Below are 23,743 nucleotides of genomic sequence, written 5' to 3' on the forward strand. Positions count from 1 at the left end.
ATGGAAGTAGAAGGAAGATTTCGTTCATATTTTAAAAGGCCAAGCATACACTTGTACAAAAAGTGCCAAAAGGACGTGGGGGGAAATATGAGACGAATTTGTGTAATCATTACGCTTCTTATGATGTATGCAAGCGTTATGCCGATTCCTACATATGCAAAGATGAACAGCAATGTTAGTGCTCGAAATGCTGTATTAATGGAGCAACAGTCTGGTCGTGTATTATACGGAAAGGCAGAACATGAGCCTCAAAAAATTGCTAGTATAACAAAAATTATGACCGCCTTATTAGCTGCTGAATCAGGGAAGATGAAAGAAATGGTATCAGTTAGTAATGAAGCGGTGAGGGTGGAAGGATCGGCAATCTATTTAAAGCCTGGACAAAAAGTGAAGTTAGAAGATTTAGTATACGGACTCATGCTTAGATCTGGTAATGACGCAGCGCAAGTAATTGCTGAAAGTGTGGGTGGGAGTATAGATGGATTCGTATATTTAATGAATCAAAAAGCGAAAGAAATTGGAATGAAAGATACGCACTTCTCAAACCCTCATGGCTTAGATGGAGATGGATCACATTATTCGTCGGCTTACGATATGGCATTATTAACGAAATATGCAATGGGAAACGAGACATTTAAGAAAATCTTTGGAACCAAAACATATAAATCAGATTCTTGGGATTACCCGTGGAAAAATAAACATAAGCTGGTAACGTCTTATTATGAATTTGCAACAGGGGGAAAAACAGGCTTTACGAAGAAAGCTGGGCGAACGCTTGTTACAACGGCATCAAAAGGTGGACTAGATTTAATTGTCGTAACTTTGAGTGCCTCTAGTGATTGGGATGATCATATGAATTTGTTTGATAAAGGTTTTGACCGTTTCAAACAAACGAAAGTTTTAGGACAAGGAGCAATTGCTGAAATAAATGAAAAGAAGTATGCCAACCATGTTTATACGAAAAATAGTTTTTCGGTACCGTTAACTGAAGAAGAAAAAAAGAACGTAGTATTAAAAGTTGAACTTGATAAAAGTACAAAACTTACGGATGGAGTAAAGGTTGGGAAGACAGACATTTATGTTGGTAATGAAAAAGTTGGAGAACGGAATTTATTTTATAGTAAACGAAAGTTAGTAGCTACAACGGGACTTTACTGGAATAATGTGAAAGAAATTTTTTCTTACATGATAGGTGTTGGGAACGATGGTTAATCTCGTATGGGTAGCGATGGCTGTCATTGGGATTGTATACGCCATGATAAATGGAACGATGGAAGAAGTGAATAAAGCTGTATTTGACGGAGCAAAAGATGCGGTAACGATTTGTATAGGACTTATTAGTGTTTTAGTATTTTGGCTCGGTTTAATGAAAATTGCAGAGGAAGCCGGATTGTTAAAAAAATTAGTTGCACTTTTTATGCCGATAGTAAAAAGGTTGTTTCCAGAAATACCAAAGGATCATCCGTCTATGGGATTTATTCTATCAAATATGATGGCAAACTTTTTTGGTCTAGGTAATGCAGCGACCCCTCTTGGTATTAAAGCGATGGAACAACTGAAAGAGTTAAATGGAGGAAAGGATTCGGCGAGCCGTTCTATGGTGACGTTTCTAGCATTAAATACATCAGCTATTACATTAATTCCTACGACAGTCATTTCCATTCGAATGACGTATGAATCAGCGAATCCTACTGAAATTGTTGGGGTAACATTTATTGCACAAGTACTTTCTATGATCGGGGCAATTTGGATTGACCGCTATTTTTACCGAAGAAGGAGTAGAAAGGGGCGGAAAAAATGAGCATTGTAAATACAATTTCCTTATGGGTAATCCCTTGTGTAATTGGTTTTATCCTTTTATATGGCACAATAAAGAAAGTGCCGACGTATGAATCGTTCGTTGAGGGAGGAAAAGAAGGGATTCAAATTGCAATTTCCATCTTACCGTTTATGGTTGGAATGCTTGTGTCTATTTCTATATTCCGGTCTTCAGGTGCGTTAGATGCAATGATATCGGTAATGAAGCCAATGTTAGATTTGATCCATGTTCCAGCAGAAATTGTACCCTTAGCACTTATACGCCCTATTTCAGGCTCTGCTGGTTTAAGTATTACGACCGATTTAATTGCAACATATGGGCCAGATTCGTTTATTGGGAGATTGGCTTCTACGATGCAAGGGAGCACAGATACGACTTTCTATATTTTAACTGTATATTTTGGAGCGGTTGGGATTAGAAAAATGGGGGATGCACTAAAAGTAGGACTTTTTGCAGATTTAATCGGGATTATATGCTCAATTGTGTTCGTTTCTTTATTGTTTCAGTAATACTATTCATTTTTTACGCTATTTCGCTTATAATACGTATACGACCACTATTAAGGTGTAGCTTAATAGTGGTTTTTTTATGTGGTATTTTTGACAAAATGATGAACTTTTATTGTGAGAAATATGAAAAATATGGACAATAATAAAGGGTAAAAACATGATTTGACCTTTATATGTTTATTATCATCGCTATGTTGTTTAAGTAAGATGAAGCGAATAGCCGTAAAGCGTATGCGGTTGCCAAGTCTTTCTAATGTAAGGTAAGATAAATTCGAGGTGAAAAAAAGAAATGGAACGATTACAAAAAGTGATTGCGCAAGCAGGTATTGCATCGAGAAGAAAGGCTGAGGAATTAATTCAGCAAGGAAAAGTGAAAGTTAATGGAAAAATAGTGAAAGAGTTAGGGACAAAAGTAACTCCTCAAGATAAAGTAGAAGTAAATAATATCCCTCTTGAAAAAGAAGAACCTGTTTATTTTTTACTATATAAACCAACTGGCGTAATTTCAAGTGTATCAGACGATAAAGGAAGAAGTGTTGTAACGGACTTTTTCCCGGAAATTACACAACGTTTATTCCCAATCGGACGCTTAGATTATGATACGTCTGGCGTATTATTAATGACAAACGATGGGGACTTCGCAAACGTATTAATGCATCCTAGATATAAAGTTGAAAAAACATATGTTGCAAAAATAAAAGGGCCATTAACAGGTGAGAAAATTCGCATGTTAGAACGCGGTGTTACGTTAGAAGACGGTAAAACAGCACCAGCACGTGTGAAAATTATTTCTTGGGACAAGCGTAAAGAGATGGCTATTGTACAATTAACAATTCATGAAGGACGTAATCGTCAAGTACGTCGTATGTTTGAAGCGTTAGACTGTAAAGTAGTGAAATTAAAACGTGAACGTTATGCTTTCTTAGAAGTAGGAAGCCTGCGACCTGGTGATGCGAGAGAATTGACACCACATGAGGTGAAACAATTACGCGCGCTTGCTTCTACAAAGCCAAGATAAGCTATAGAGTTAAAAATTCACCAGTGGAGTGCTCTGCTGGTGATTTATTCAATACAACATTTACAGAAGATAATACATAACATTTACCGAGGAGAGGAGAGGTAATATGAAGAAAAATCGCTTATTATTTCGCGTTATTATTCTACTCATTTTATGTGGTGCTGTAGGATTTACCCTTTATCAAGGATTCTTTGCTAATAAAGAGAAAATGCAAATCGGAAAAGAAGCACCTAACTTTATTGTGACGGATTTAGAAGGAAAGAAAATTGAACTAAAAGATTTAAAGGGAAAAGGTGTATTTTTAAACTTTTGGGGCACGTGGTGTAAACCTTGTGAAAAAGAAATGCCTTATATGAATGAATTATATCCAAAGTATAAAGAAAAAGGCGTTGAAATCATAGCGTTAGATGCAGATGAAACGGATATTGCAGTAAAGAACTTTGTGAACCAATATGGTTTGAAATTCCCAGTTGCCATTGATAAAGGACAAAAGATTATAGGAACATATGGAGTAGGTCCTTTACCGACAAGCTTTTTGATTGATAAAGATGGAAAAGTAGTGGAGCAAATTATAGGGGAACAAACGAAAGAACAGTTAGAAGGGTATTTAAAGAAAATTACTCCGTAATAAAGAAAGCCTTTACATAAGGGGTGCGTGTTTATAGTGCCTCTGGTTTAAAAATTCTGAGTATTGCGGTAACTTGAGGTTAGAATATACAATAGTACATATAGATACAGGGGCGGTGAGAGTGTTGAAAGAAATTAAATGTGAATGTGGACATGTTAATCCGATAGGAACCGTTTTTTGTGAAGCTTGCGGGAAACCATTTGAAAGCAATGAAAATGCAAAACTATTGGATATGCGCTATGAGGGGAGTGCACGGAGATCTCTCACGCAGACAAAAACGATAGTCGATAAAATTTGGAGCTTTTTCTCTTCTGTAAAAGTAGGTGTATGGCTAATCGTAATAACTTTAGCTGCATCAGCGATAGGAACTATTTTTCCGCAAGAAATGTACATAACTCCAGGTATTGCACCAGCTGAATATTATAAACAAGAATACGGATTTTTAGGACAATTATACTATCAATTAGGGTTTAATAATTTATACGGTTCATGGTGGTATATGATTTTGATTGCTTCTATCGGTATTTCACTTGTGATATGTAGTTTAGACCGCGTTATTCCACTTTATAAAGCTTTAAAAAAGCAAGGGGTAAAAAGACATCCTAATTTTTTAAAGAGACAGAGATTATATGGGACTGGTACACCGCAAGAAGGTGACCTGGAAAGAGTGCAAGAGAATTTAAAGAAAAGAAACTATAACGTGAAAGTGGAAGACGGAAACGTTTTAGCAGAAAAGGGACGCTTCTCGCGTTGGGGTCCATATGTAAATCATATCGGTCTTATTATCTTTTTATTCGGTGCGATGCTTCGTTTTTTACCGAGTATGTACGTAGACGAAGCACTTTGGTTACGTGACGGTGAAACGAAAGAAATACCAGGGACGGATGGACAATACTACTTAAAAAACGAGAAATTTATAAAAGAAGTTTATGATAAAAGTAAGGACAAGGAAGTTTTTGATGAAGCGATTGATCGTGTAGGCGATAAAATGATTGCGAAAAACTTCCAAACGAATGCCGTATTATATAAAGCGGTAGGAGAAAATATAGCAGGACAAAAACCGAAATTAGAAAAAGTAAAAGAAGCGGAAATTCGAGTGAATGAACCACTGAAATTTGATCAATTTGCAGTGTATCAAGTTTCTTATAAAGAAAGTGAATTTAAAAGTATGTCCTTTAACTTGCAAAATAAAGAAAATAATCAAAAGTGGGGACCAATTAAAGTAGATTTAACGAATCCTAAGGAAAAATATGATTTAGGAAATGGTTATTCTCTAGAACTATTAAGCTATTTTCCTGATTTTTATTTTGATGAGAATGGAAAACCAAATACAAAAACGAAATTACCAAACAATCCTGCATTTGTATTTAAAATGTTTACACCTGAAACACCAGATGGTGAAGTGAGTTTTGTTGGTATTCAGCAAAATATAGAACCAGATGGAAACAACAAATATAAAATGTCGTTTGCAGGTGTTGAAATGCAAAATGCAACAGCACTTACTGTAAGAAAAGATTTAACGCTTTGGATTCTCGGCATTGGAGGATTTATATTTATGGTTGGTGTCATTCAAGGTATGTATTGGAATCATCGCCGTATTTGGATACAACGTGTTAATGATGAATGGTGGATTGCAGGGCATACAAATAAAAATTGGTTCGGTTTAAAGAAAGATATTGAAAGAGTAATAGAAGGTACAGCAATTCCACAGCCAAATGATAAAGTAATTGATAAAAAAATTAGTTAAGGTGGGGAAACGATATGGTGCAAATAAGTAGTAACTTTCTCTTTACCGCATTTATTTTATATTTAATTGCGACTCTATTTTTTGGGGGAGCCATTAAAGAAAAGGGTCATAAATGGGCAAATGTAGGAATAACGATTACAATTTTAGGGTTTATAGCACAAACAGTATATTTTGTTACAAGGTGGATTGCATCAGGGCATGCGCCAGTTAGTAACTTTTTTGAATTCGGTACATTTTTCGGCATGATGCTTGTAGGAGCATTTATTGTTATGTATTTTATGTACCGTGTAAGCATAATCGGACTATTTGCATTACCAGTTGCGCTTTTATTAATTGCCTATGCAAGTATGTTTCCGAGGGAAATATCTCCGCTTATTCCATCTTTAAAAAGTAATTGGTTACATATTCACGTGACGACTGCAGCAGCAGGACAAGCCATTTTAGCGATTAGTTTTATTACAGGCGTTATGTATTTATTGAAAAATGTAGATCAATCGACGAGAAGTAAACGTACATTTTGGCTAGAGACGGTAGTATTTACACTTGTTTGTACAGTTGGATTTATTGGGGTAACAACGGTATTTTCTAGTATGAAATATGAAGCGAAGTTTCAATGGATTGACAAAAATGAACAGCAAGCGGAAATGAAGTACAATCTTCCGGCTTTAGTTGGACCGCATGAAGGGAAGTTACTGACAGAAAATAAATTAGAACCGGCAGTTGAAGTTCCAGCAATTGTAAATGCGAAAAAATTAAATACTGTTATTTGGTCAGTGTTAGTTGGAACATTACTGTATATTGTATTAAGACTTGTTTTACGGAAGCGAGTATCGGCGGCACTTCAGCCGTTAGTAAAGAATACGAATAGTGATCTACTAGATGAAATCGGATATCGATCTATTGCAATTGGATTCCCAGTGTTCACATTAGGAGCGTTAATTTTTGCGATGATTTGGGCTCAAATAGCGTGGACGCGCTTTTGGGGCTGGGATCCGAAAGAGGTTTGGGCACTTATAACGTGGCTCTTTTATGCTGCAGTACTACATTTACGATTATCTAAAGGGTGGCATGGAGAGAAATCAGCTTGGCTTGCAGTAATTGGTTTTGCAATCATTATGTTTAACTTTATTGTAGTAAACTTAATTATTGCCGGTTTACATTCATATGCATAGAGAAATAAAATAGGGGAGTGCATGTCACTTTCCTATTTTATTTTTGTCAACTTTTCTTCTTTTTTGAGAAAAACATGACAAAGTAGCGGTTGATTTTGTAAAATGATGTCGAGGACATTATATACTGTTCAAAAAAAATACATAGTTTTGGAAAAAAATTGAACAAAATTTATTATTCTTGTGAAGCATAATATGGGAAGTGAAACATTTAGAAGATTGCTTAAATAAACAAGAATAGCGCAACATAATAGTTAAAGAAGGGTAGGTGTGAACCGCTGAGGTGAGAGTGCGCAGCGGGTAGAGATGGAAAATGAATCAAGAATTTTAATTGTAGATGATGAGGATCGTATTCGTCGTTTATTGAAAATGTACTTAGAAAGAGAACAATATACGATTGAAGAAGCAGATAATGGTGATACAGCTTTAGAAATGGCGTTGCAAAATGATTACGATTTAATCTTATTAGATCTTATGATGCCTGGTAAAGATGGCATTGAAGTATGTAAAGGGGTTCGTGAGAAGAAAGCGACACCAATTATTATGCTGACAGCAAAAGGTGAAGAAGTAAATAGAGTACAAGGATTTGAAGTTGGAACAGATGATTATATTGTAAAGCCATTTAGTCCACGTGAGGTCGTACTACGTGTGAAAGCGGTATTACGTCGTGCTGTACCAACAACATTCTTTACACAAGATACAACGACAAAAGATGTTACTGTATTCCCGCACTTAACAATTGATAACGATGCACACCGTGTTACTGCAGATGGTAATGAAGTAAACTTAACGCCGAAAGAATATGAGTTACTATTATTTTTAGCGAAAGCTCCTGATAAAGTATTCGATCGTGAGCAACTGTTAAAAGAAGTATGGCAATATGAATTCTTCGGAGATTTACGTACAGTTGATACACATGTAAAGCGTTTACGTGAGAAGTTAAGCAAAAAATCACCAGATGCAGCGAAAATGATCGTTACTGTTTGGGGTGTAGGTTATAAATTTGAGGTTGTGAACGACTGATGCTTTGGAGAAGTGTAGTAGGGAAGTTATGGATGACCATATTACTTCTCGTTTCGTTTGTTCTTGGATTTGTTGCGATTTTACTTTCACAGTTTTTTAGAACGTATTATGTTGATATGAGTGAAGCTAGGCTTCAAAAAGTTGCAACAAGTGTTTCAGAGTTAATTGAAGAAGGTGCCGATGTAAAAACGATTGAGAATATCGCTTACAAATTCTCTGACCCACTTTCAAGGATTATTATTGTAGAAGACGGTAAAGAAATCTCTTCTTCACCGAAACAAGAAGGGTTAGTCACTCTTACAATGGATGACTTAAAAGAAGATAAAGAATTAGCGGCTGTGTTTACAGACAAAAAAGAAATTAAGAATAATATTAGAAAAGCGTCTAATAGTAGGAAGAATAAAAACACCGAAAATGATATTATGATCGTCGGAAAACCAGTGCAATCAAAAAATCAAAGTGCAGTGTTCGTATATGAATCTTTACAAGTACCGATACAAGGTATGGAAAGAACAACTGATTTTATTTTCTTATCGGCTGGAATTGCGATTATATTAACAACTTTCTTTGCGTTCTTCTTATCTACTCGGATTACAGCACCGCTTCGTAAAATGCGTGAGGTTGCTTTTGAAGTGTCACGTGGGAAGTTTGATGCAAAGGCTCCTATGGTATCTCAGGATGAGATTGGTGAGCTTGCAACGGCCTTAAATCAAATGGGAAAACAGTTGAAGTTTAATATGAACGCCTTGCAACAAGAAAAAGAACAGTTAGCAAGTATTTTGAGTAGTATGGCAGATGGGGTTATTACGTTAAATCAAGAAGGGGAAGTCGTAGTTATTAATCCACCGGCCGAACATTTCTTACAAGTTTGGCAAGAAGAAAAAGAGATAGAGTTAAGTAAAAAATTACCTTCTGAACTTGTGGAACTATTCCATCTCGTTGTAGAAAGCGAACAACAACAAGTTGTTGAAATTAATTTACAAAAAGGGAACTATGTAGTTCTTATGACGCCGCTTTACAATCAAACGAAAATTCGTGGAGCTGTAGCAGTGCTGCGAGATATGACGGAAGAACGTCGTCTTGAAAAGATGCGTCAAGATTTTATTGCGAATGTATCGCATGAACTTCGTACACCAATGGTAATGCTGCAAGGGTATAGTGAAGCGATTTTAGATGATATTGTGCAAACGAAAGAGGAAATAGATGAGTTTGTTCAAATTATTTATGATGAATCTGTTCGTTTAGGTAAACTTGTAAATGAATTGTTAGATTTAGCTCGTATGGAAAGCGGTCATGTAGAGTTACATATTGGTGAAGTGGATATACATCCGTTTGTTGAAAAAATTGGTCGTAAATTCCAAGGGATTGCAAAGGATAAAGAGGTCGCGTTAACGGTTGATTTCAAAGATCCAATTGAACAATACCCGTTTGATGCAGATCGTATGGAACAAGTATTGACGAATTTAATTGATAACGCAATACGTCATACGAATGCAGGCGGACATGTAACGCTTGTAATTGATACGAAAAATAACGGTCTTATTTTTGAAGTACAAGATTCGGGTGCAGGCATTCCAGAAGAAGATATTCCATTTTTATTTGATCGTTTCTATAAAGCTGATAAAGCAAGAACACGTGGGAAAAAGGGTGGAACAGGACTCGGGCTTGCGATTGCGAAAAATATTGTTCAAGGCCATGATGGTAAAATTTCTGTATCAAGTGTTGTTGGAGAAGGAACTACATTCTCTGTATATTTACCGAATCGTATAATTTAGATATGCGTTTTTAAAGTTGATAATGAATAAAGTTCTGCTGTTTTTTATTTTTTTGTAAACTCAATTAAATAAAGAATGGTAGAACTTTTTTCTATCTTGGTCGAATTAAAAATAACAAGAGAGGTGCTGTGAAGAAATGAAATTATATACAAAAACAGGAGATAAAGGAACGACAAGTGTAATAGGTGGCAGGGTTGATAAAGATGATATCCGTGTGGAAGCGTATGGAACAATAGACGAGGCAAATTCTCATATTGGATATGCAATGACTAAGCTTCAAGGTGGGGCTTTTATAGATATTTACAATGAGCTCGAAAATATTCAACATGAACTATTTGATTGTGGAGGAGACTTGGCAATAGTGGAACAAAAAATTCCTTATAAAGTGACAATTGAGATGGTTGAAAGTTTAGAAAGAAAGATTGATTTATATATAGAAGAAGCCCCGCCACTAGAACGCTTTATTTTGCCAGGTGGTAGCGAGGCGGCGGCTACTATTCATATTGCACGTACTGTTGTAAGGAGAGCAGAACGCTCTATAGTATCATTGCAAAAAGAAGTGAAAATAAATGAAGTTGTATTAAAGTATGTAAATAGATTATCTGATTATTTGTTTGCGATAGCTCGAGTAATAAATGCCCGATTACAAGTGAGAGATGTGGAGTATAACCGTAGTGCATTAGTTTTTCGTGATAAAAAAGAGAAGGAAGTGGAGTAATTCACTTTCTTTTTTTGTATACTTTTTTCTGTAATATACCAAAATAGAGAAGGTATGGTGGTAATTAGAAAACGGAGGATGTATATGAAAGTTTTAAAATGCGGTGTCATGTTATTGAGTATACTGTTTGTATCTCAATTACATGTTTATGCAGAAGAAAATCGATGGACATGGCCTGTTGAAGGTCAGATAAGTGATTATTTTGGGACAAGGCATGGAAAACACTATGGTATTGATGTAGCTGCGCCGATTGGAACGCCTGTGGCAGCTATCCAAGATGGTAAGGTAACGAGGTCTTATTATTCAAGTAGTTATGGAAATGTTGTATTTATTAAACACGGAGAATATGAGGCTGTATATGCACATTTAAATAAGAGATATGTGAATCAAGGAGATTATATTTCCAAAGGAGAAAAAATTGGAGAAGTAGGGAACACGGGAGAATCGCGAGGTGCGCACTTACATCTAGAACTTCATCAAGGAAGATGGACGATGGCGAAAAAGAATGCGATGAACCCATTGCTTGTTTTAAGTGAACAAAGAAATGAAGTTGTTTCTTCGTCATTATATGTCGTACAAAAAGGGGATACTTTAGTTAGTATTGCACGGAAATTTAGTATGACACTTAAGGAAATTAAAGAAAAAAATGGATTGCAGCAAGAGCTAATTTATCCTAATCAACAATTATATGTTAAGTAAAGGAAACGCTTCGAAAATTAAACTTTGAACAAATTTATGTTCTTCTTAAATAAGATTCAATGTAAATGAAATTATATGGGCGCTTTTGCTAGAACTATTGAGTGAATCAGAGCATCTATATCTAAAAGAAAGCCGTCCCAAAATTTATTTTGGGACGGCTTCTTTTACCAAAAAATAAAGACACATATAAATCCAGAAATAGCTAAATAGCTATATAAGTAAAAAACTTTTGTTCTTGTTTTCTCTTTTGTTCGAAACAGTACGATAGTCGGTTCAATTAAACCGATTGTCAAACAAAGTAGGCCAAGAAGCATACAACCAATCGAGATAGAATACAGGGCGATTTGTGGTGCTTGAAATGGAATCATCCATTTTAATAAAAATGCAATAAGTGCAGTGTAACAAATACTACCGATGTATTTATTCAGTGGTGTATTAGAACGAAAACCAGGAAGTTTTTTTAAGAAAGAGCGGGAAACAACTTCTGTTTGTAAAGATGTATGCTCTTCAATAATTTTTTGAGCTTCTTTTCCTTTTTGAAAAAGAGATAAGATCCAATTTCGCTCACCCTGAAAAATAAATTGAGAAGTTGTCAAATAGTGATCAATCTTCACTTTATTCCAACTCTTCCACGGATGACGCTCACACAATTTTAATTTACTTTCTGTTTTTTTATCATACTGATAAATACTGATGCCATCTTCATCGAAAGTAGCATAGTATGTCTCGTTTGAGAATGTGCCTAAATCAATTGGGCAGTAGAAAAGTAATTCTTTTTTTAAGTAAAAGTATTCTTTTCTTAAGTTTTTTTTCATTGCTTCTCGAATAGAATGTCTCTTGTCTTTTTTCATGACATTTCCTCCATAACTCAGAAAATGTTCTTATCTTAACAATTCAATATCTTATCACTTTTAATTATATATGACTAGGTAATTCAAAAGAGAAATGCCGAATAATAAAAAATATGGATTGTATTGTAAAATATCTCGCAATTTATTTGTTGTTACGAAAAATAAATAACTAATTTTAAATAAGTTACAATTTTTTAGTTCACAATGTTATGAGGTTGTTGTATAATGAAGGGGAAAATAGAATATCGGTCTATCTTCGGGGCAGGGTGAAAATCCCGACCGGCGGTGATGAACTATTTATGATTTTGTTCTAAGCCCGCGAGCCGTTAAGGCAGGATTTGGTGTGATTCCAAAGCCGACAGTATAGTCTGGATGGGAGAAGATGGAGGTTCAAGCGTTCAAAAAAGATATGGATTTGAACGTCTGTTTGATGTGCCTTAAATTCTCCCTTTGTGTAAAACACAAAGGGTTTTTTCGTTCTATGAAAAAATAGGCATAGCAGAACCTTTCCACTTTCCATGAGATGATCGATGGAAAAGGAGAGAGAAAGATGAAACAAAAAAACAGTGTAGTGCAGATGGTGAGTGTAGCGATGCTAAGTAGTATTGCATATTTACTAATGATGTTGGATTTCCCGTTCCCAGGGCTTCCGCCATTTTTGAAAATTGATTTTAGTGATGTACCAGCTCTAATTGCGGCAATTATCTTTGGACCAGTAGCAGGAGTGATTGTAGAGGCGATAAAGAACATTTTACATTACGGGATTCAAGGAAGTTTAACGGGAGTACCAGTTGGAGAAATTGCAAACTTTATTGCAGGATGTTTATTTATTGGGCCAGCAGCTTTCTTATTTAGAAAGTATCGTACTGTGAAGAGTTTAACTACAGGATTAATGCTAGGGACAATTACAATGGCACTTATTATGAGTGTATTAAACTACATCATCATATTCCCGGCGTACACTTGGTTTTTAAATTCACCGGCTATGTCTAGCGAAGCTATAAAAACAACGGTTGTAACGGCAATCTTACCATTTAATTTAATTAAAGGGATTGTTGTAACAATTGTATTTGTAGCATTATTCTCACGCCTGAAAGTATGGGTGTTTGCAAAAATGAAAAATGCATAATATATACTAAAACCATTAGTAGTGTGAAACTACTAATGGTTTTTTATTAAGGAAAATAAAATTTAGATACAAAAAACGCCCCTCATCAATAGGAGGGGCGTTTTTTGAAGTTAATAAAAGACTATTCGAATTTTAAAGCGTCTCCGTCGAATGATTCGTCAGCAACTTTAATTGAGTCAGTTGGACAGCCTTCGAATGCATCCATCATATCTTCAATTAATACATCTGGAATTTCAACGATACCTTGGTTATCATCTAATGTTACAAATGCAATACCTTCATCATCATAGTCATAAATGTCTGGTGCAGCAGCGCCACAAGCACCACATGCAATACAAGTATCTTTATCAACGATTGTATATTTTGCCATCTTTTTTCCCTCCTGATAATATGTATGTGAAAAGCTCGCCATAAAAATTATAACCTTATTGTAAAACGGTTTGTAAAACTTTTCAACATAAAATTATAATGATAATGCTTATCAATTAGAGTGTCAACTTATTTTTGAATTATGTCATAAGATTTTCAAAATACGTAAATATGATTTCGTTTGATACAATAGAATATATACAAGTATATAGTTCTTATATGATAAGTTTAATGAGCGACAGTAGATAGTGTAATTGTACTGAAAAGAATGAAGTTAAGATTGGAAGGTGGAAGCGGTCATGCAAATACAATATACTTTGTTGCATTGTTTAAAACAATTGAATGGTGAAAGAACCGTTTCTTCTATTTATTATTTACTAAAGGGCAAACGTTCTTCGCAAACTTTACAAGATGGAAATATGTTCCGAATTTCTTTTTTGTTCGGAATATATAAATCATTAAATAGAAATGACTATGATGGTGAAGTTGCAAAGTTGTTGCAAGCGGATTTTATTCAAGAAATACATGAAAATACATATGTGTTAACACCTACGGGTAAAATGCAGTTACATAAATGGGAGGAAGTTTATGCTTTTCCGGCGCATTTGCATGGTTTACATTATGGTGAATTAGGTGAAACATTTTGGAAAAGATTATCATTAATTATTCAAACCATATCAAATTTACAACAGAATAATACGAGGTTTATTCCAATTCAGCAAGATACAGAAATAATGATGTGGGTGAAACGTTTTCTAACAGGAAGGCCATATAAGAGAAGTGAGTTGGCGAGAAAACTATGGACGGAAGTACATAATCTTTTAGAAAAGAGTAATGCGATAGAAGCGACGATTGTAACATATCGATTAACAGGTTATGAACGCATTGGTTGTACATTGCAACAATTATCAGAAATTACGAAACAAGATATATTCAGGGTGTATTTTTTATTTTGGGGTACAATACATTTCTTTATACAAGAAGTTCGTGATAAAGAAAATGAATTTCCACTATTAGCTGAAATTATATCTTATCCAAATGAGAGAGCTGAATTATTTAGTTTATCCACGAAAAAAACATATAATTTTTGGAGACAAGGACGTTCTTTAGAAGAAATAGCGACGATTCGGAATTTAAAGGTTGCAACGATAGAAGATCATTTTGTTGAAATTGCTTTGCGAGAAAAAGATTTTTCTATTGAAATGTTTATGGAAAAAGAAAAGATAGACAAAGTAATAAAAGTAATTGAAGCATTGCAAACGCGGAAGTTACGTGTTTTGAAACAAGCGGTTGGAGAAGATATCTCTTATTTTGAAGTTCGTCTTGTATTAGCGCGGATGGAGGGTGTAAATGAAACTTGAAGAATATTTATATAAGTGGTTTGGATATTCTGAATTTCGTCCAGGTCAAAAAGGAGTAATTACAGATTTATTAGAAGGAAAAGATGTGATAGCAATGCTTCCGACTGGAAGAGGGAAATCTATGTGCTATCAGTTTCCGGGGCTTATGCGAGAAGGAACCGTGCTTGTTGTATCACCGTTATTATCTTTAATGGAAGATCAAGTGACACAATTAAAGTATGTTGTGAAAGACCGAGTGATAGCATTTAATAGTTTTCGGACATTAAATGAAAAAAGAGAAGCGATGAAAAAATTATCTTCATATAAATTTATTTTTGTTTCACCAGAGATGTTGCAGTCGGAGTTATTAATTAGGGAATTGAAGAAAATTCATATTTCATTATTTGTTGTTGATGAGGCTCATTGTATTTCTCAATGGGGTTATGATTTTAGACCGGACTATAAAAAACTAAATGTAGTTATTGAAAATATTGGTTCTCCTACAGTATTAGCATTGACAGCCACAGCGACAAAAGGGGTACTGCAGGATATCGCAGATAGTTTAAATTTAAAGGGTGCCGCGGAACATGTATACTCTATTGATCGTCCTAATATTGCAATGGATGTGCAATTTGTAGAGACGATAGAAGAAAAGAAAGAGGCGCTTTTAGAGCAGGTGATGTATTTACAAGGGCCGGGGATTGTTTATTGCTCAAGTAGAGCGTGGACAGAAAGGTTAACGGAATACTTGAGAGGGAAAGGTGTTACTGGTGTAGCTTTTTATCATGGTGGTATGGAACATGAAGAGCGTATGTTAATTCAACAGCAGTTTATGAACAATCAATTGCAACTTGTAATATGCACAAGTGCATTTGGTATGGGGGTAAATAAGGCGAATACGCGATATATTATTCATTTTCATTATCCAACTAATATAGCTTCTTACTTACAAGAAATCGGAAGAGCTGGAAGAGATGGCGAACTGAGTATAGCTATTTTATTATGTAGTCCGTTGGATCATGATTTACCAATTTCAATCATTGAGGATGAACTGCCAAGTAAGTCACAAATACAATTTTTATTTTCTTTACTACAAGAAAGAATGTTTCAAACGAAAGAATTACCAATAGAAGATGTAGAAGAAATTTGTTATAATGCAGCAAGATTTAATGAGCAATATTGGCGTTTCGTTCGTTATCATCTCGAACAGGTTGGAATTATACAACAACGAAGATTATTATTAGAAGGTTTGTCAGATGAAATCATGAACCGATTAATAGCTGAAGTAGAAATAAGGTTGCGTAATAAATATAGTGAGCTAGAAAATATGAAGTCATGGATACAAGTTAAAGGGTGTAGACGTGAATATGTGCTGCAACAGTTCGGTTATAGGAAAGAGCAAGAGTTAATGAATTGCTGCGATTATTGCGGTATTACCAAAGAAGATTATAAAAAAAGACGAGCGCAACAATCGGATTTCGACTATAATTGGGAAACAGAGTTACAAAAGCTTTTCGGCCTAGAAAAGATGGAGGAATGATGAACATTCAAAGGCATAATGTTGAAGATATGAGTCCGCAGGAAATAAGGCTGAATCTATATATAACACAGTTAATTATTATCGGTATTGGCTGTTTACTGGCATATATATTATTTCAAGATGCAAAAGAAGTCTTTAATTTATGGAAATGGGAACCAGTATCTATACTTATTATAGGTGGTTTGTTAGCGATTGGTATTGTGTTATTAGATTATGTTGCAATGCGAGTGTTTCCAGAGTCTTGGTTTGATGATGGTGGTATTAACGATAAGATGTTTCGAGGAATGTCCGTTCTGCACTTACTCGTTATTACGTTCTTGATTGGTTTTGCAGAAGAATTTTTATTTAGAGGTGTAGTACAGACTCATTTTGGAATTGTAATTGCGAGCTTCGTATTTGCAGTGTTACATATTCGTTATATAACAAAGCCATTTTTGTTTTGTTTCGTCTGTTTCATTAGTTTTGTCTTTGGTTATGTATTTGAATGGACAGGAAATTTGTTTATAACAATCTTTGCACACTTTCTTGTTGATTTTATAATGGGACTCCAATTAAGAAAATAAATGGAAGGTGGTGGTGAACAACATGAGGAAACGAATTCCTGATTTTGAAGAGGAATTAGAAGTTGAGCGAGTGGAAGAAAAAGAAAGTTTACCGCCGCGTAGTGAAATTCATAGAAATAAAGAGAAAAAACAAAAGTTTAAAATAAATCACATTTTCGTCCGGGTTTTAACATTTCTATTCATTCTGCTGCCGATTAGTATTTTGTGGTACACGGATAAATATATTCAGGTGAAGGGCGATAGTAATAATGCTGGAAAAAGTGCGTTTGAAGTAATCTTCTTTGATTCAGCTAAATCTGAGTCGCAGAAACATTCTGAAAAAGTAATAACGCATACTGTGAAAGAGGGAGAAACTTTAGAAAGTATAGCGAAGCAATATTTTTCAGATGGAAATGGAATTGAAGTAATTAAAAAGTATAATAACTTGCAGGAAGATGAAGTGAGTGCAGGTCAAGAATTAAAAATTCCGATAAAAGATAAGTCCACAAAGCAAGAAAGCTAGCGAGTTAAGCGATCACAGTTTGTTATAAAAGCCTAGGATTATCTTTATGAGGAGGGAGTCAAAAATATGATATGGATTATATTATTCAGTACTCTCATAGGCATGGGGATTTTATTACTTTTTGTGATGTATAAAGAAGCGATGCGTAATACGGTGTTGGAACATACTTTAGTATTTAAAGAATTTCCGAAAAGTTTTCAAAAAGTAAATGTGTTTTTTATTTCTGATATTCATAGAGGGGTCATTTCAAATTTGTTAATTGAACAAGTAAAAGGAAAAGTAGATCTCGTAATTATCGGAGGAGATTTAGCAGAGAAAGGTGTCTCTTTATCAAAAATCTCTGCGAATATTCAAAAGTTAAGAGAGATAGGTCCTGTATATTTTGTGTGGGGAAACAATGATTATGAGATAGAATATCATGAATTAGATGCGTTATTATTAGAAAATAACGTAAAAGTTTTAGATAATACAAGAGTGGTATTTGAGTCTGAATTAGGAGAGAAAATTTGTTTGCTCGGTATAGATGATGTTGGATTGCACCGTGATCGTCTAGATTTGGCATTGGCGGATTGTAAAGAAGATGGTTTTCGTATCCTAGTTAGTCACAACCCTGATATAATAAAAAAAATGTCTGGAAATGAACAGATTTCACTTGTGTTAAGTGGACATACGCATGGAGGACAAATCCGATTATTCCCATCTAAAAAATATTTAAAAGGTGGCGTATATAACCATTTGAATACGATTCTCTTTGTTAGTAATGGGTATGGAACAACATTGATACCACTTCGTTTCCGAGCACCTGCTCAAACACATATCATTACATTGTGCGGAGGGAAATGATGCCAACTCTTAGTGGGAAATATAATATAAAAGCCGTTTCGAATATAATTGGAGTTCAGCCGAGTACGCTTCGTGCATGGGAAAGACGATATCAAATTATTGCCCCAAAGCGGAATCAAGCTGGGCATCGCTTATATACAGAAGAGCATATTCAAATTTTAAAATGGTTAATGGAAAAAGTTTCTTCCGGTATGATGATTGGACAAGCAGTTCAGTTATTAGAAGAGAATCGTTTGCAGAGTACAGTTCAAAAAGAGATACATTTCGATAAAGAAGTTGTTTTAGTGGACGATTTGCTACAAGCTTTGTTAAAATTTGATGAAATTACAATTGCTGCATTATTAAACGAAGCTTTTAGTATATATTCAACAGAAAAGGTTGTTGCCAGTATCGTTCTTCGAGTGACAGACAAATTATTAACGTCAAAAAATAATAATGAGATTTCAATGGTGCAATTTCAATATGCACTATCATTTTTACAAACGCGTCTAGGGATGGTGTATCACAATGCCTCAATGTTTTCCTCTTTACACAAAGTTATTGTGTTAGAAAAGGATGCATTGAAAGGATTTATTTTTTCAACTTATTTACGCTTAAAAGGATATGAGGCGATATATATTAGGACAAGCTTAGCTGAAGATGGTATGTTATCAGCGGTAGAGGAAATACAGCCGAAATATGTATTTATATCTTTTGCTGACGAACAAGAAATGAAAAAGACGATGAACTTTATAAATTTATTACAAGAAAAAAGGGAATCTCTTTCTGTTGGATTTATCGGAAAGCTAGGCGTTCTAAACCAGTTGGACATTGAAACAATCTTAATTGGTGATACGAAAGAAGAATGGGATGGATGGTTAAAAATGTCGGAATAGTTGTTCGAAAAGAACCATCTATTTTCTATTTCATATAATAAAAATTAGATGCATTGGTTACGTAGGGAGGGTATGAGATGAGGCTGGAACGATTAAATTACAATAAGATAAAAATTTTTCTAACATTTGATGATTTATCTGAACGAGGATTAACGAAAGAAGATTTATGGAGAAATGCACCGAAAGTACAGCAATTATTTCGTGATATGATGCAAGAAGCAAATAAGGAATTAGGGTTTGAAGCAGATGGTCCGATTGCAGTTGAAGTGTTTTCTCTACAAGCACAAGGGATGGTTGTAATTGTAACGAAAGAAAATCAAGAAATGGATACAGATGATGAGTTCCGTGACGAGTTTATTGAAATGCAAGTGACTCTAGATGAAAGTGAGCATATATTATATGAGTTTGCTACGCTAGATGACGTAATTAACCTGTCGAATCGCTTATATAACCTTGGTGTAACTGGCGGAAAGCTATATACGTGGGATGAGCGCTTCTATCTTTGGGTGGAAGAAGAGGAACAAATTCAATTGTTAAAGGCGGATTTTATAGCTATTTTAGCGGAATACGGTAATCCGTCTACAGCAACCATTTATCGCATCATGGAGTACGGTAAAGAATTAATGGATGTTAACGCGATAGAACAAATACACAATTACTTTGTGAAAAAACAAAACCTCAGCTAATACAACATAGCTGAGGTTTTGTTTTTATTTGGAGAAGGGAAGGGATGATTGTAAATACTCGAACATACTTTTTGAAAATAAAATATGCAGTTTTATGGGAGTGTGGTTGATGAGAATAAAAAATATTTAAATATTTAAGTATTTTACTTTTCTAAAAGTAATAAAAGGACTATAATAATAGTGAAAACGCTTGCAACAGAAAATAGTTTGTATATATTTGTTAGCGTTTTCTATTGCATTCCAAATTTAAGGGTGTATACTAGGCAATGAAGGTTTACTAAACAAGTGAAATTACAGGGGGTTTACTTACTATGGTAGCCGAAAAGGGAACTCAAACAAAAACACAACAACAAAGGGAACAACATTTTGAACTATTGAATTCAACACAAATTGTTATTAGTGAAGCGTTAGAAAAATTGGGTTATCCAAACGAAGTATATGAATTATTAAAAGAACCAATTCGTATGATGACAGTGAAAATACCAGTTCGTATGGATGACGGGACTGTTAAAATATTTACAGGATATCGTGCGCAACATAATGATGCTGTTGGTCCAACGAAAGGTGGAATTCGCTTCCATCCGAATGTAACAGAAAATGAAGTGAAAGCACTTTCAATCTGGATGAGTTTAAAATGTGGTATTGTTGATTTACCATATGGTGGAGGTAAGGGTGGAATTATCTGTGATCCACGTGAAATGTCATTCCGTGAGTTAGAAAGATTAAGCCGCGGTTATGTACGAGCAATTAGCCAAATCGTAGGTCCGACGAAAGATATTCCAGCTCCAGATGTATTCACAAACTCTCAAATTATGGCGTGGATGATGGATGAGTATAGCCGTATTGATGAATTTAATTCACCAGGATTTATTACAGGTAAACCGCTTGTATTAGGTGGATCACATGGACGTGAAACAGCAACAGCGAAAGGTGTAACAATTTGTATTCGCGAAGCTGCTAAAAAACGTGGCATTGATATTAAGGGTGCACGCGTTGTTGTTCAAGGATTCGGTAATGCTGGTAGCTTCTTAGCTAAATTTATGCATGATGCAGGTGCGAAAGTTATTGCAATCTCAGATGCTTACGGCGCGTTACATGATCCAAACGGATTAGATATTGATTATTTATTAGACCGTCGTGATAGCTTCGGTACAGTAACAAAGCTATTTAACAATACAATTTCAAACAAAGAATTGTTAGAACTTGATTGCGATATTTTAGTACCAGCTGCAATTGAGAACCAAATTACAGAAGAAAATGCTAATGATATTAAAGCAAAAATCGTTGTTGAAGCTGCAAATGGTCCAACAACATTAGAAGCGACTAAAATTTTAACAGATCGCGGAATTTTGCTTGTTCCAGACGTGTTAGCAAGTGCTGGTGGTGTAACAGTATCTTACTTTGAGTGGGTACAAAACAACCAAGGTTACTACTGGACTGAAGAAGAAGTAGAACAACGTTTAGAAAAAGTAATGGTAAGATCATTTGATTCTATTTATGAAACAGCACAAGTTCGTAAAGTGAACATGCGCTTAGCGGCGTACATGGTTGGTGTTCGTAAAATGGCTGAAGCAAGCCGCTTCAGAGGTTGGGTATAAAATATTATATCTTGAGAAAACGTGATTTCCTTTCGAGGGAATCACGTTTTTTTGTTGAAGTATTAAATGAGGTGTTGTATATGGAGAATGAAATGCTGGAACGAGTAGAACAATTAGAAGAAAAGGTTAAGAGGTTAGAGGGAGAACTTGCAAGAACGATGAAAGCTCGAAAAATAAGTACCGTTCGGATGTTCGGGGAAGGGCTACTGTTTTTGGTATTTGGTGTGGTTGTAGTAGGGCCGATTATTGCCGTTGTAATCTCGATTTTTACTTGGCTTGCTGAAAAATAAAATAAAAATAAAAAGAACGCTTGTTCTATACGAACAAACGTGCTATACTCTCCTTAGATAAACAAAACGGAAATGATTTTAAGGAGAGATAAATGATGAAAATGACAGTAGACCAAAGATTTATGATGCCAGCAGATGTTGTAGAGCGAGTGGAAGTATTACGAAACAAACAAAGCAAGCGTGGCACATTATTACAATCGGTAAATAAATTTTTCGGTTTAGATACGAAAGAAGATTGTGTTTGGTTTTACGGTTTTTATGGAGTGGCTGTAAGTATCTTGTTGTTTATGGTGTTCACTTCAAATATTTTCGATTTTCTCTTCGCGTAAGAAATATGCGATAAGGACATTGCTACCGAATACATATATAAGGAAGTAAGGTAATCTTCTAGAGCGGGAGTTGGTAGCAATGGCGATGTTTCCTATAGAGCGCAACTATATTGGATATGGAAGTTCACGACCGGGGATTCCTCTGACTAAAGTGAGATTTATTGTAAGCCATGATACGGGGAATCCTGGAAGCAATGCGATAGGGAATCGAGATTACTTTAATGAATTACAACCGAAAGCTTCGGCGCATACATTTATAGATGATAAAACAATATTGGAGATTATTCCTATAAATGAAGTTGCGTATCATGTTCGATATGGTGTGCCGACGGATAATGACTTATATGGCTATGACGCGAATAAGGCGGCCATTGGAGTGGAACTTTGTTATGGTGGTGATGTTAACTTTTGGGAAGCATATAATCGTTTTACATGGTATCATGCTTATTTATGCCAAAACTTTGGCTTAAATCCGAAAAAAGATATCGTGTCACATAAAACGCTTGATCCAGCTAGAAAGATTGATCCTGAGAATGTATTAGGGAAACAAGGTATTAAATTTCAGCAGTTTTTAGCAGATGTCTATCGGATGTACGTTTCGTTTAGATGACAAATATATGAAAAATGAATACAATAAAGATAGGTGCCTACTGCTGTAAGTAGGTTTTTTCTTGTTTTTATAAATAGTGTATTGGTAGAAGACTAGGAGTGGACGAGTATGCAGAAAGAAACAGTTATTATAATCGGAGGCGGTCCGTGCGGATTAGCGGCTGCAATTTCGTTACAAAAGGTAGGGATAAATCCGTTAGTAATTGAAAAAGGAAACATTGTAAATGCCATTTATAATTATCCAACTCATCAAACATTTTTCTCTTCTAGTGAAAAATTAGAAATTGGTGATGTAGCTTTTATTACAGAAAATCGTAAGCCAGTTCGAAATCAAGCGCTTGCGTATTATCGTGAAGTAGTAAGACGTAAATCTGTACGTGTAAATGCTTTTGAGCGAGTGGAGAAAGTTCAAAAAGATGGAGAAGTTTTTCAGGTTGAGACGACAAAGCGTGACGGAAGTAAGGAAATATATATAGCGAACTATATTGTTGTAGCAACTGGATATTATGATAATCCAAATTATATGAATGTTCCAGGTGAGGAATTGAAGAAAGTAGCTCACTATTTTAAAGAGGGGCATCCTTATTTTGATCGAGATGTAGTAGTTATAGGTGGGAAAAACTCGAGTGTAGATGCCGCGTTAGAACTTGTTAAATCTGGTGCACGTGTAACGGTACTGTATCGTGGAAGTGAGTATTCACCAAGCATAAAGCCTTGGATTTTGCCGGAATTTGAGGCGTTAGTACGAAATGGTACAATTCAAATGCATTTTGGGGCTCATGTGAAAGAAATTACTGAGCATACATTAACGTTTACAGTTGATGGTGAAGCTCTTACAATCAAAAACGATTTTGTATTTGCGATGACTGGTTATCATCCTGATCATAGCTTCTTAACGAAGATGGGTGTTCAGATTGATGAAGAAACAGGACGTCCAATTTATACAGAGGATAGAATGGAAACGAATGCTGAAAATATTTTCATTGCAGGTGTCATTGCTGCTGGAAATAATGCAAATGAAATATTTATCGAGAACGGGAGATTTCATGGAGATGCGATTGCGCAAACCATTGCATCAAGAGAAAAATAAAAAGGAGCTGTCGGGAAAACCTCG

General features: G+C 35.1%; 26 protein-coding genes and 1 riboswitch. Of the genes, 24 read left to right on the forward strand and 2 right to left on the reverse strand.

The window, feature by feature from the left end:
• Window positions 1-87: 87 nt before the first annotated feature.
• From dacB to ACTFP3_RS03840, 11 genes are all read left to right on the forward strand, one after another.
• The gene (dacB, locus tag ACTFP3_RS03790; RefSeq protein ID WP_001252638.1) at window positions 88-1,212 is read left to right on the forward strand and encodes a D-alanyl-D-alanine carboxypeptidase DacB; all 1,125 of its coding nucleotides are present in this window, start codon (window positions 88-90) and stop codon (window positions 1,210-1,212) included.
• Window positions 1,205-1,801, forward strand: a complete 597-nt coding sequence (gene spmA, locus ACTFP3_RS03795) for a spore maturation protein SpmA (RefSeq protein ID WP_098614328.1) — start codon at window positions 1,205-1,207, stop codon at window positions 1,799-1,801. Before dacB ends, spmA begins: the two co-directional genes overlap by 8 nt.
• Window positions 1,798-2,328, forward strand: a complete 531-nt coding sequence (gene spmB / locus ACTFP3_RS03800; protein WP_000029514.1) for a spore maturation protein SpmB — start codon at window positions 1,798-1,800, stop codon at window positions 2,326-2,328. Before spmA ends, spmB begins: the two co-directional genes overlap by 4 nt.
• A 289-nt stretch (window positions 2,329-2,617) precedes the next feature.
• Complete coding sequence (gene rluB, locus ACTFP3_RS03805) at window positions 2,618-3,346, forward strand: 23S rRNA pseudouridine(2605) synthase RluB (protein WP_000440556.1); 729 nt, start codon at window positions 2,618-2,620, stop codon at window positions 3,344-3,346.
• 106 nt (window positions 3,347-3,452) lie between these two features.
• Window positions 3,453-3,974 carry a thiol-disulfide oxidoreductase ResA gene (gene resA, locus ACTFP3_RS03810; protein WP_000742192.1) on the forward strand — a complete coding sequence of 174 codons (522 nt, stop codon included), beginning with the start codon at window positions 3,453-3,455 and terminating at the stop codon, window positions 3,972-3,974.
• Window positions 3,975-4,095: 121 nt separating this feature from the next.
• Window positions 4,096-5,721 carry a cytochrome c biogenesis protein ResB gene (resB, locus tag ACTFP3_RS03815; RefSeq protein ID WP_326036897.1) on the forward strand — a complete coding sequence of 542 codons (1,626 nt, stop codon included), beginning with the start codon at window positions 4,096-4,098 and terminating at the stop codon, window positions 5,719-5,721.
• A gap of 14 nt (window positions 5,722-5,735) precedes the next feature.
• Window positions 5,736-6,893 (forward strand): cytochrome c biogenesis protein ResC, encoded by a 1,158-nt coding sequence (gene resC / locus ACTFP3_RS03820; RefSeq protein WP_000250079.1) that lies wholly within the window; start codon window positions 5,736-5,738, stop codon window positions 6,891-6,893.
• 303 nt (window positions 6,894-7,196) lie between these two features.
• Window positions 7,197-7,913 (forward strand): DNA-binding response regulator ResD, encoded by a 717-nt coding sequence (gene resD, locus ACTFP3_RS03825; RefSeq protein ID WP_000426861.1) that lies wholly within the window; start codon window positions 7,197-7,199, stop codon window positions 7,911-7,913.
• On the forward strand, window positions 7,913-9,688 hold the full coding sequence (resE, locus tag ACTFP3_RS03830; RefSeq protein WP_000964673.1) for a sensor histidine kinase ResE: 1,776 nt from the start codon (window positions 7,913-7,915) through the stop codon (window positions 9,686-9,688). Before resD ends, resE begins: the two co-directional genes overlap by 1 nt.
• Window positions 9,689-9,824: 136 nt before the next feature.
• Window positions 9,825-10,406: a cob(I)yrinic acid a,c-diamide adenosyltransferase gene (locus ACTFP3_RS03835; RefSeq protein ID WP_000781267.1), complete on the forward strand. Its 582-nt coding sequence runs from the start codon at window positions 9,825-9,827 to the stop codon at window positions 10,404-10,406.
• An 84-nt stretch (window positions 10,407-10,490) separates the two neighbouring features.
• Window positions 10,491-11,105 carry a peptidoglycan DD-metalloendopeptidase family protein gene (locus tag ACTFP3_RS03840; RefSeq protein WP_000866119.1) on the forward strand — a complete coding sequence of 205 codons (615 nt, stop codon included), beginning with the start codon at window positions 10,491-10,493 and terminating at the stop codon, window positions 11,103-11,105.
• 164 nt (window positions 11,106-11,269) lie between these two features.
• Here ACTFP3_RS03840 and ACTFP3_RS03845 read toward each other — a convergent pair whose 3' ends face one another.
• Window positions 11,270-11,956 (reverse strand): hypothetical protein, encoded by a 687-nt coding sequence (locus ACTFP3_RS03845; RefSeq protein ID WP_000710837.1) that lies wholly within the window; start codon window positions 11,954-11,956, stop codon window positions 11,270-11,272.
• A gap of 248 nt (window positions 11,957-12,204) precedes the next feature.
• Window positions 12,205-12,344, forward strand: a riboswitch (FMN riboswitch).
• A 162-nt stretch (window positions 12,345-12,506) separates the two neighbouring features.
• On the opposite strand from ACTFP3_RS03845, the gene ACTFP3_RS03850 reads away from it, so the two are divergent.
• On the forward strand, window positions 12,507-13,085 hold the full coding sequence (locus ACTFP3_RS03850) for an ECF transporter S component (protein ID WP_000810855.1): 579 nt from the start codon (window positions 12,507-12,509) through the stop codon (window positions 13,083-13,085).
• A gap of 121 nt (window positions 13,086-13,206) precedes the next feature.
• On the opposite strand, the gene ACTFP3_RS03855 is transcribed toward ACTFP3_RS03850, so the two are convergent.
• Window positions 13,207-13,455 carry a ferredoxin gene (locus ACTFP3_RS03855; RefSeq protein ID WP_001151993.1) on the reverse strand — a complete coding sequence of 83 codons (249 nt, stop codon included), beginning with the start codon at window positions 13,453-13,455 and terminating at the stop codon, window positions 13,207-13,209.
• Between the two features lie 298 nt (window positions 13,456-13,753).
• Here ACTFP3_RS03855 and ACTFP3_RS03860 point away from each other — a divergent pair, with 298 nt between their 5' ends.
• From ACTFP3_RS03860 to ACTFP3_RS03915, 12 genes are all read left to right on the forward strand, one after another.
• Window positions 13,754-14,815, forward strand: coding sequence for a helix-turn-helix domain-containing protein (locus ACTFP3_RS03860; protein WP_144596651.1), 1,062 nt, complete (start codon window positions 13,754-13,756; stop codon window positions 14,813-14,815).
• Window positions 14,805-16,334 (forward strand): ATP-dependent DNA helicase RecQ, encoded by a 1,530-nt coding sequence (recQ, locus tag ACTFP3_RS03865; RefSeq protein ID WP_440009349.1) that lies wholly within the window; start codon window positions 14,805-14,807, stop codon window positions 16,332-16,334. Before ACTFP3_RS03860 ends, recQ begins: the two co-directional genes overlap by 11 nt.
• Window positions 16,334-16,897 (forward strand): CPBP family intramembrane glutamic endopeptidase, encoded by a 564-nt coding sequence (locus ACTFP3_RS03870; protein WP_001025776.1) that lies wholly within the window; start codon window positions 16,334-16,336, stop codon window positions 16,895-16,897. The genes recQ and ACTFP3_RS03870 overlap by 1 nt, the downstream gene beginning before the upstream one ends.
• Window positions 16,898-16,919: 22 nt before the next feature.
• On the forward strand, window positions 16,920-17,399 hold the full coding sequence (locus ACTFP3_RS03875; protein ID WP_001231553.1) for a LysM peptidoglycan-binding domain-containing protein: 480 nt from the start codon (window positions 16,920-16,922) through the stop codon (window positions 17,397-17,399).
• A gap of 66 nt (window positions 17,400-17,465) precedes the next feature.
• Window positions 17,466-18,242, forward strand: a complete 777-nt coding sequence (locus ACTFP3_RS03880; RefSeq protein WP_440009351.1) for a metallophosphoesterase — start codon at window positions 17,466-17,468, stop codon at window positions 18,240-18,242.
• A complete protein-coding gene (locus tag ACTFP3_RS03885) occupies window positions 18,242-19,117 on the forward strand; it encodes a MerR family transcriptional regulator (protein ID WP_001142718.1) in 876 nt (291 codons plus the stop codon). Before ACTFP3_RS03880 ends, ACTFP3_RS03885 begins: the two co-directional genes overlap by 1 nt.
• Window positions 19,118-19,194: 77 nt before the next feature.
• On the forward strand, window positions 19,195-19,803 hold the full coding sequence (locus ACTFP3_RS03890; RefSeq protein ID WP_001235402.1) for a genetic competence negative regulator: 609 nt from the start codon (window positions 19,195-19,197) through the stop codon (window positions 19,801-19,803).
• A 311-nt stretch (window positions 19,804-20,114) separates the two neighbouring features.
• Window positions 20,115-21,401, forward strand: a complete 1,287-nt coding sequence (gene gudB / locus ACTFP3_RS03895) for an NAD-specific glutamate dehydrogenase (RefSeq protein ID WP_000225173.1) — start codon at window positions 20,115-20,117, stop codon at window positions 21,399-21,401.
• An 80-nt stretch (window positions 21,402-21,481) separates the two neighbouring features.
• The gene (locus ACTFP3_RS03900) at window positions 21,482-21,691 is read left to right on the forward strand and encodes a hypothetical protein (RefSeq protein ID WP_000426763.1); all 210 of its coding nucleotides are present in this window, start codon (window positions 21,482-21,484) and stop codon (window positions 21,689-21,691) included.
• Between the two features lie 92 nt (window positions 21,692-21,783).
• On the forward strand, window positions 21,784-22,020 hold the full coding sequence (locus ACTFP3_RS03905) for a DUF3961 domain-containing protein (RefSeq protein ID WP_001983018.1): 237 nt from the start codon (window positions 21,784-21,786) through the stop codon (window positions 22,018-22,020).
• A 79-nt stretch (window positions 22,021-22,099) separates the two neighbouring features.
• Window positions 22,100-22,630 carry a peptidoglycan recognition protein family protein gene (locus ACTFP3_RS03910; RefSeq protein WP_001240655.1) on the forward strand — a complete coding sequence of 177 codons (531 nt, stop codon included), beginning with the start codon at window positions 22,100-22,102 and terminating at the stop codon, window positions 22,628-22,630.
• 108 nt (window positions 22,631-22,738) lie between these two features.
• A complete protein-coding gene (locus tag ACTFP3_RS03915) occupies window positions 22,739-23,719 on the forward strand; it encodes a YpdA family putative bacillithiol disulfide reductase (protein WP_001168525.1) in 981 nt (326 codons plus the stop codon).
• The last annotated feature ends 24 nt before the right edge of the window (window positions 23,720-23,743 follow it).

The sequence above is a fragment of the Bacillus cereus group sp. MYBK5-2 genome (assembly GCF_051915685.1).
GTDB classification, from domain to species: domain Bacteria; phylum Bacillota; class Bacilli; order Bacillales; family Bacillaceae_G; genus Bacillus_A; species Bacillus_A cereus.

Excerpts from the sequence above, each read along its gene's own strand:
- ACTFP3_RS03870 (WP_001025776.1), top strand. The coding sequence starts at position 16,334 with ATGAACATTCAAAGGCATAATGTTGAAGATATGAGTCCGCAGGAAATA.
- ACTFP3_RS03850 (WP_000810855.1), top strand. The coding sequence starts at position 12,507 with ATGAAACAAAAAAACAGTGTAGTGCAGATGGTGAGTGTAGCGATGCTA.
- ACTFP3_RS03880 (WP_440009351.1), top strand. The coding sequence starts at position 17,466 with ATGATATGGATTATATTATTCAGTACTCTCATAGGCATGGGGATTTTA.
- spmA (WP_098614328.1), top strand. The coding sequence starts at position 1,205 with ATGGTTAATCTCGTATGGGTAGCGATGGCTGTCATTGGGATTGTATAC.
- recQ (WP_440009349.1), top strand. The coding sequence starts at position 14,805 with ATGAAACTTGAAGAATATTTATATAAGTGGTTTGGATATTCTGAATTT.
- ACTFP3_RS03900 (WP_000426763.1), top strand. The coding sequence starts at position 21,482 with ATGGAGAATGAAATGCTGGAACGAGTAGAACAATTAGAAGAAAAGGTT.
- resE (WP_000964673.1), top strand. The coding sequence starts at position 7,913 with ATGCTTTGGAGAAGTGTAGTAGGGAAGTTATGGATGACCATATTACTT.
- gudB (WP_000225173.1), top strand. The coding sequence starts at position 20,115 with ATGGTAGCCGAAAAGGGAACTCAAACAAAAACACAACAACAAAGGGAA.
- resC (WP_000250079.1), top strand. The coding sequence starts at position 5,736 with ATGGTGCAAATAAGTAGTAACTTTCTCTTTACCGCATTTATTTTATAT.
- ACTFP3_RS03835 (WP_000781267.1), top strand. The coding sequence starts at position 9,825 with ATGAAATTATATACAAAAACAGGAGATAAAGGAACGACAAGTGTAATA.
- ACTFP3_RS03860 (WP_144596651.1), top strand. The coding sequence starts at position 13,754 with ATGCAAATACAATATACTTTGTTGCATTGTTTAAAACAATTGAATGGT.
- resD (WP_000426861.1), top strand. The coding sequence starts at position 7,197 with ATGGAAAATGAATCAAGAATTTTAATTGTAGATGATGAGGATCGTATT.
- ACTFP3_RS03910 (WP_001240655.1), top strand. The coding sequence starts at position 22,100 with ATGGCGATGTTTCCTATAGAGCGCAACTATATTGGATATGGAAGTTCA.
- ACTFP3_RS03840 (WP_000866119.1), top strand. The coding sequence starts at position 10,491 with ATGAAAGTTTTAAAATGCGGTGTCATGTTATTGAGTATACTGTTTGTA.
- ACTFP3_RS03915 (WP_001168525.1), top strand. The coding sequence starts at position 22,739 with ATGCAGAAAGAAACAGTTATTATAATCGGAGGCGGTCCGTGCGGATTA.
- rluB (WP_000440556.1), top strand. The coding sequence starts at position 2,618 with ATGGAACGATTACAAAAAGTGATTGCGCAAGCAGGTATTGCATCGAGA.
- ACTFP3_RS03855 (WP_001151993.1), bottom strand. The coding sequence starts at position 13,455 with ATGGCAAAATATACAATCGTTGATAAAGATACTTGTATTGCATGTGGT.
- ACTFP3_RS03875 (WP_001231553.1), top strand. The coding sequence starts at position 16,920 with ATGAGGAAACGAATTCCTGATTTTGAAGAGGAATTAGAAGTTGAGCGA.
- resA (WP_000742192.1), top strand. The coding sequence starts at position 3,453 with ATGAAGAAAAATCGCTTATTATTTCGCGTTATTATTCTACTCATTTTA.
- ACTFP3_RS03845 (WP_000710837.1), bottom strand. The coding sequence starts at position 11,956 with ATGAAAAAAGACAAGAGACATTCTATTCGAGAAGCAATGAAAAAAAAC.
- ACTFP3_RS03905 (WP_001983018.1), top strand. The coding sequence starts at position 21,784 with ATGATGAAAATGACAGTAGACCAAAGATTTATGATGCCAGCAGATGTT.
- ACTFP3_RS03890 (WP_001235402.1), top strand. The coding sequence starts at position 19,195 with ATGAGGCTGGAACGATTAAATTACAATAAGATAAAAATTTTTCTAACA.
- spmB (WP_000029514.1), top strand. The coding sequence starts at position 1,798 with ATGAGCATTGTAAATACAATTTCCTTATGGGTAATCCCTTGTGTAATT.
- dacB (WP_001252638.1), top strand. The coding sequence starts at position 88 with ATGAGACGAATTTGTGTAATCATTACGCTTCTTATGATGTATGCAAGC.
- ACTFP3_RS03885 (WP_001142718.1), top strand. The coding sequence starts at position 18,242 with ATGCCAACTCTTAGTGGGAAATATAATATAAAAGCCGTTTCGAATATA.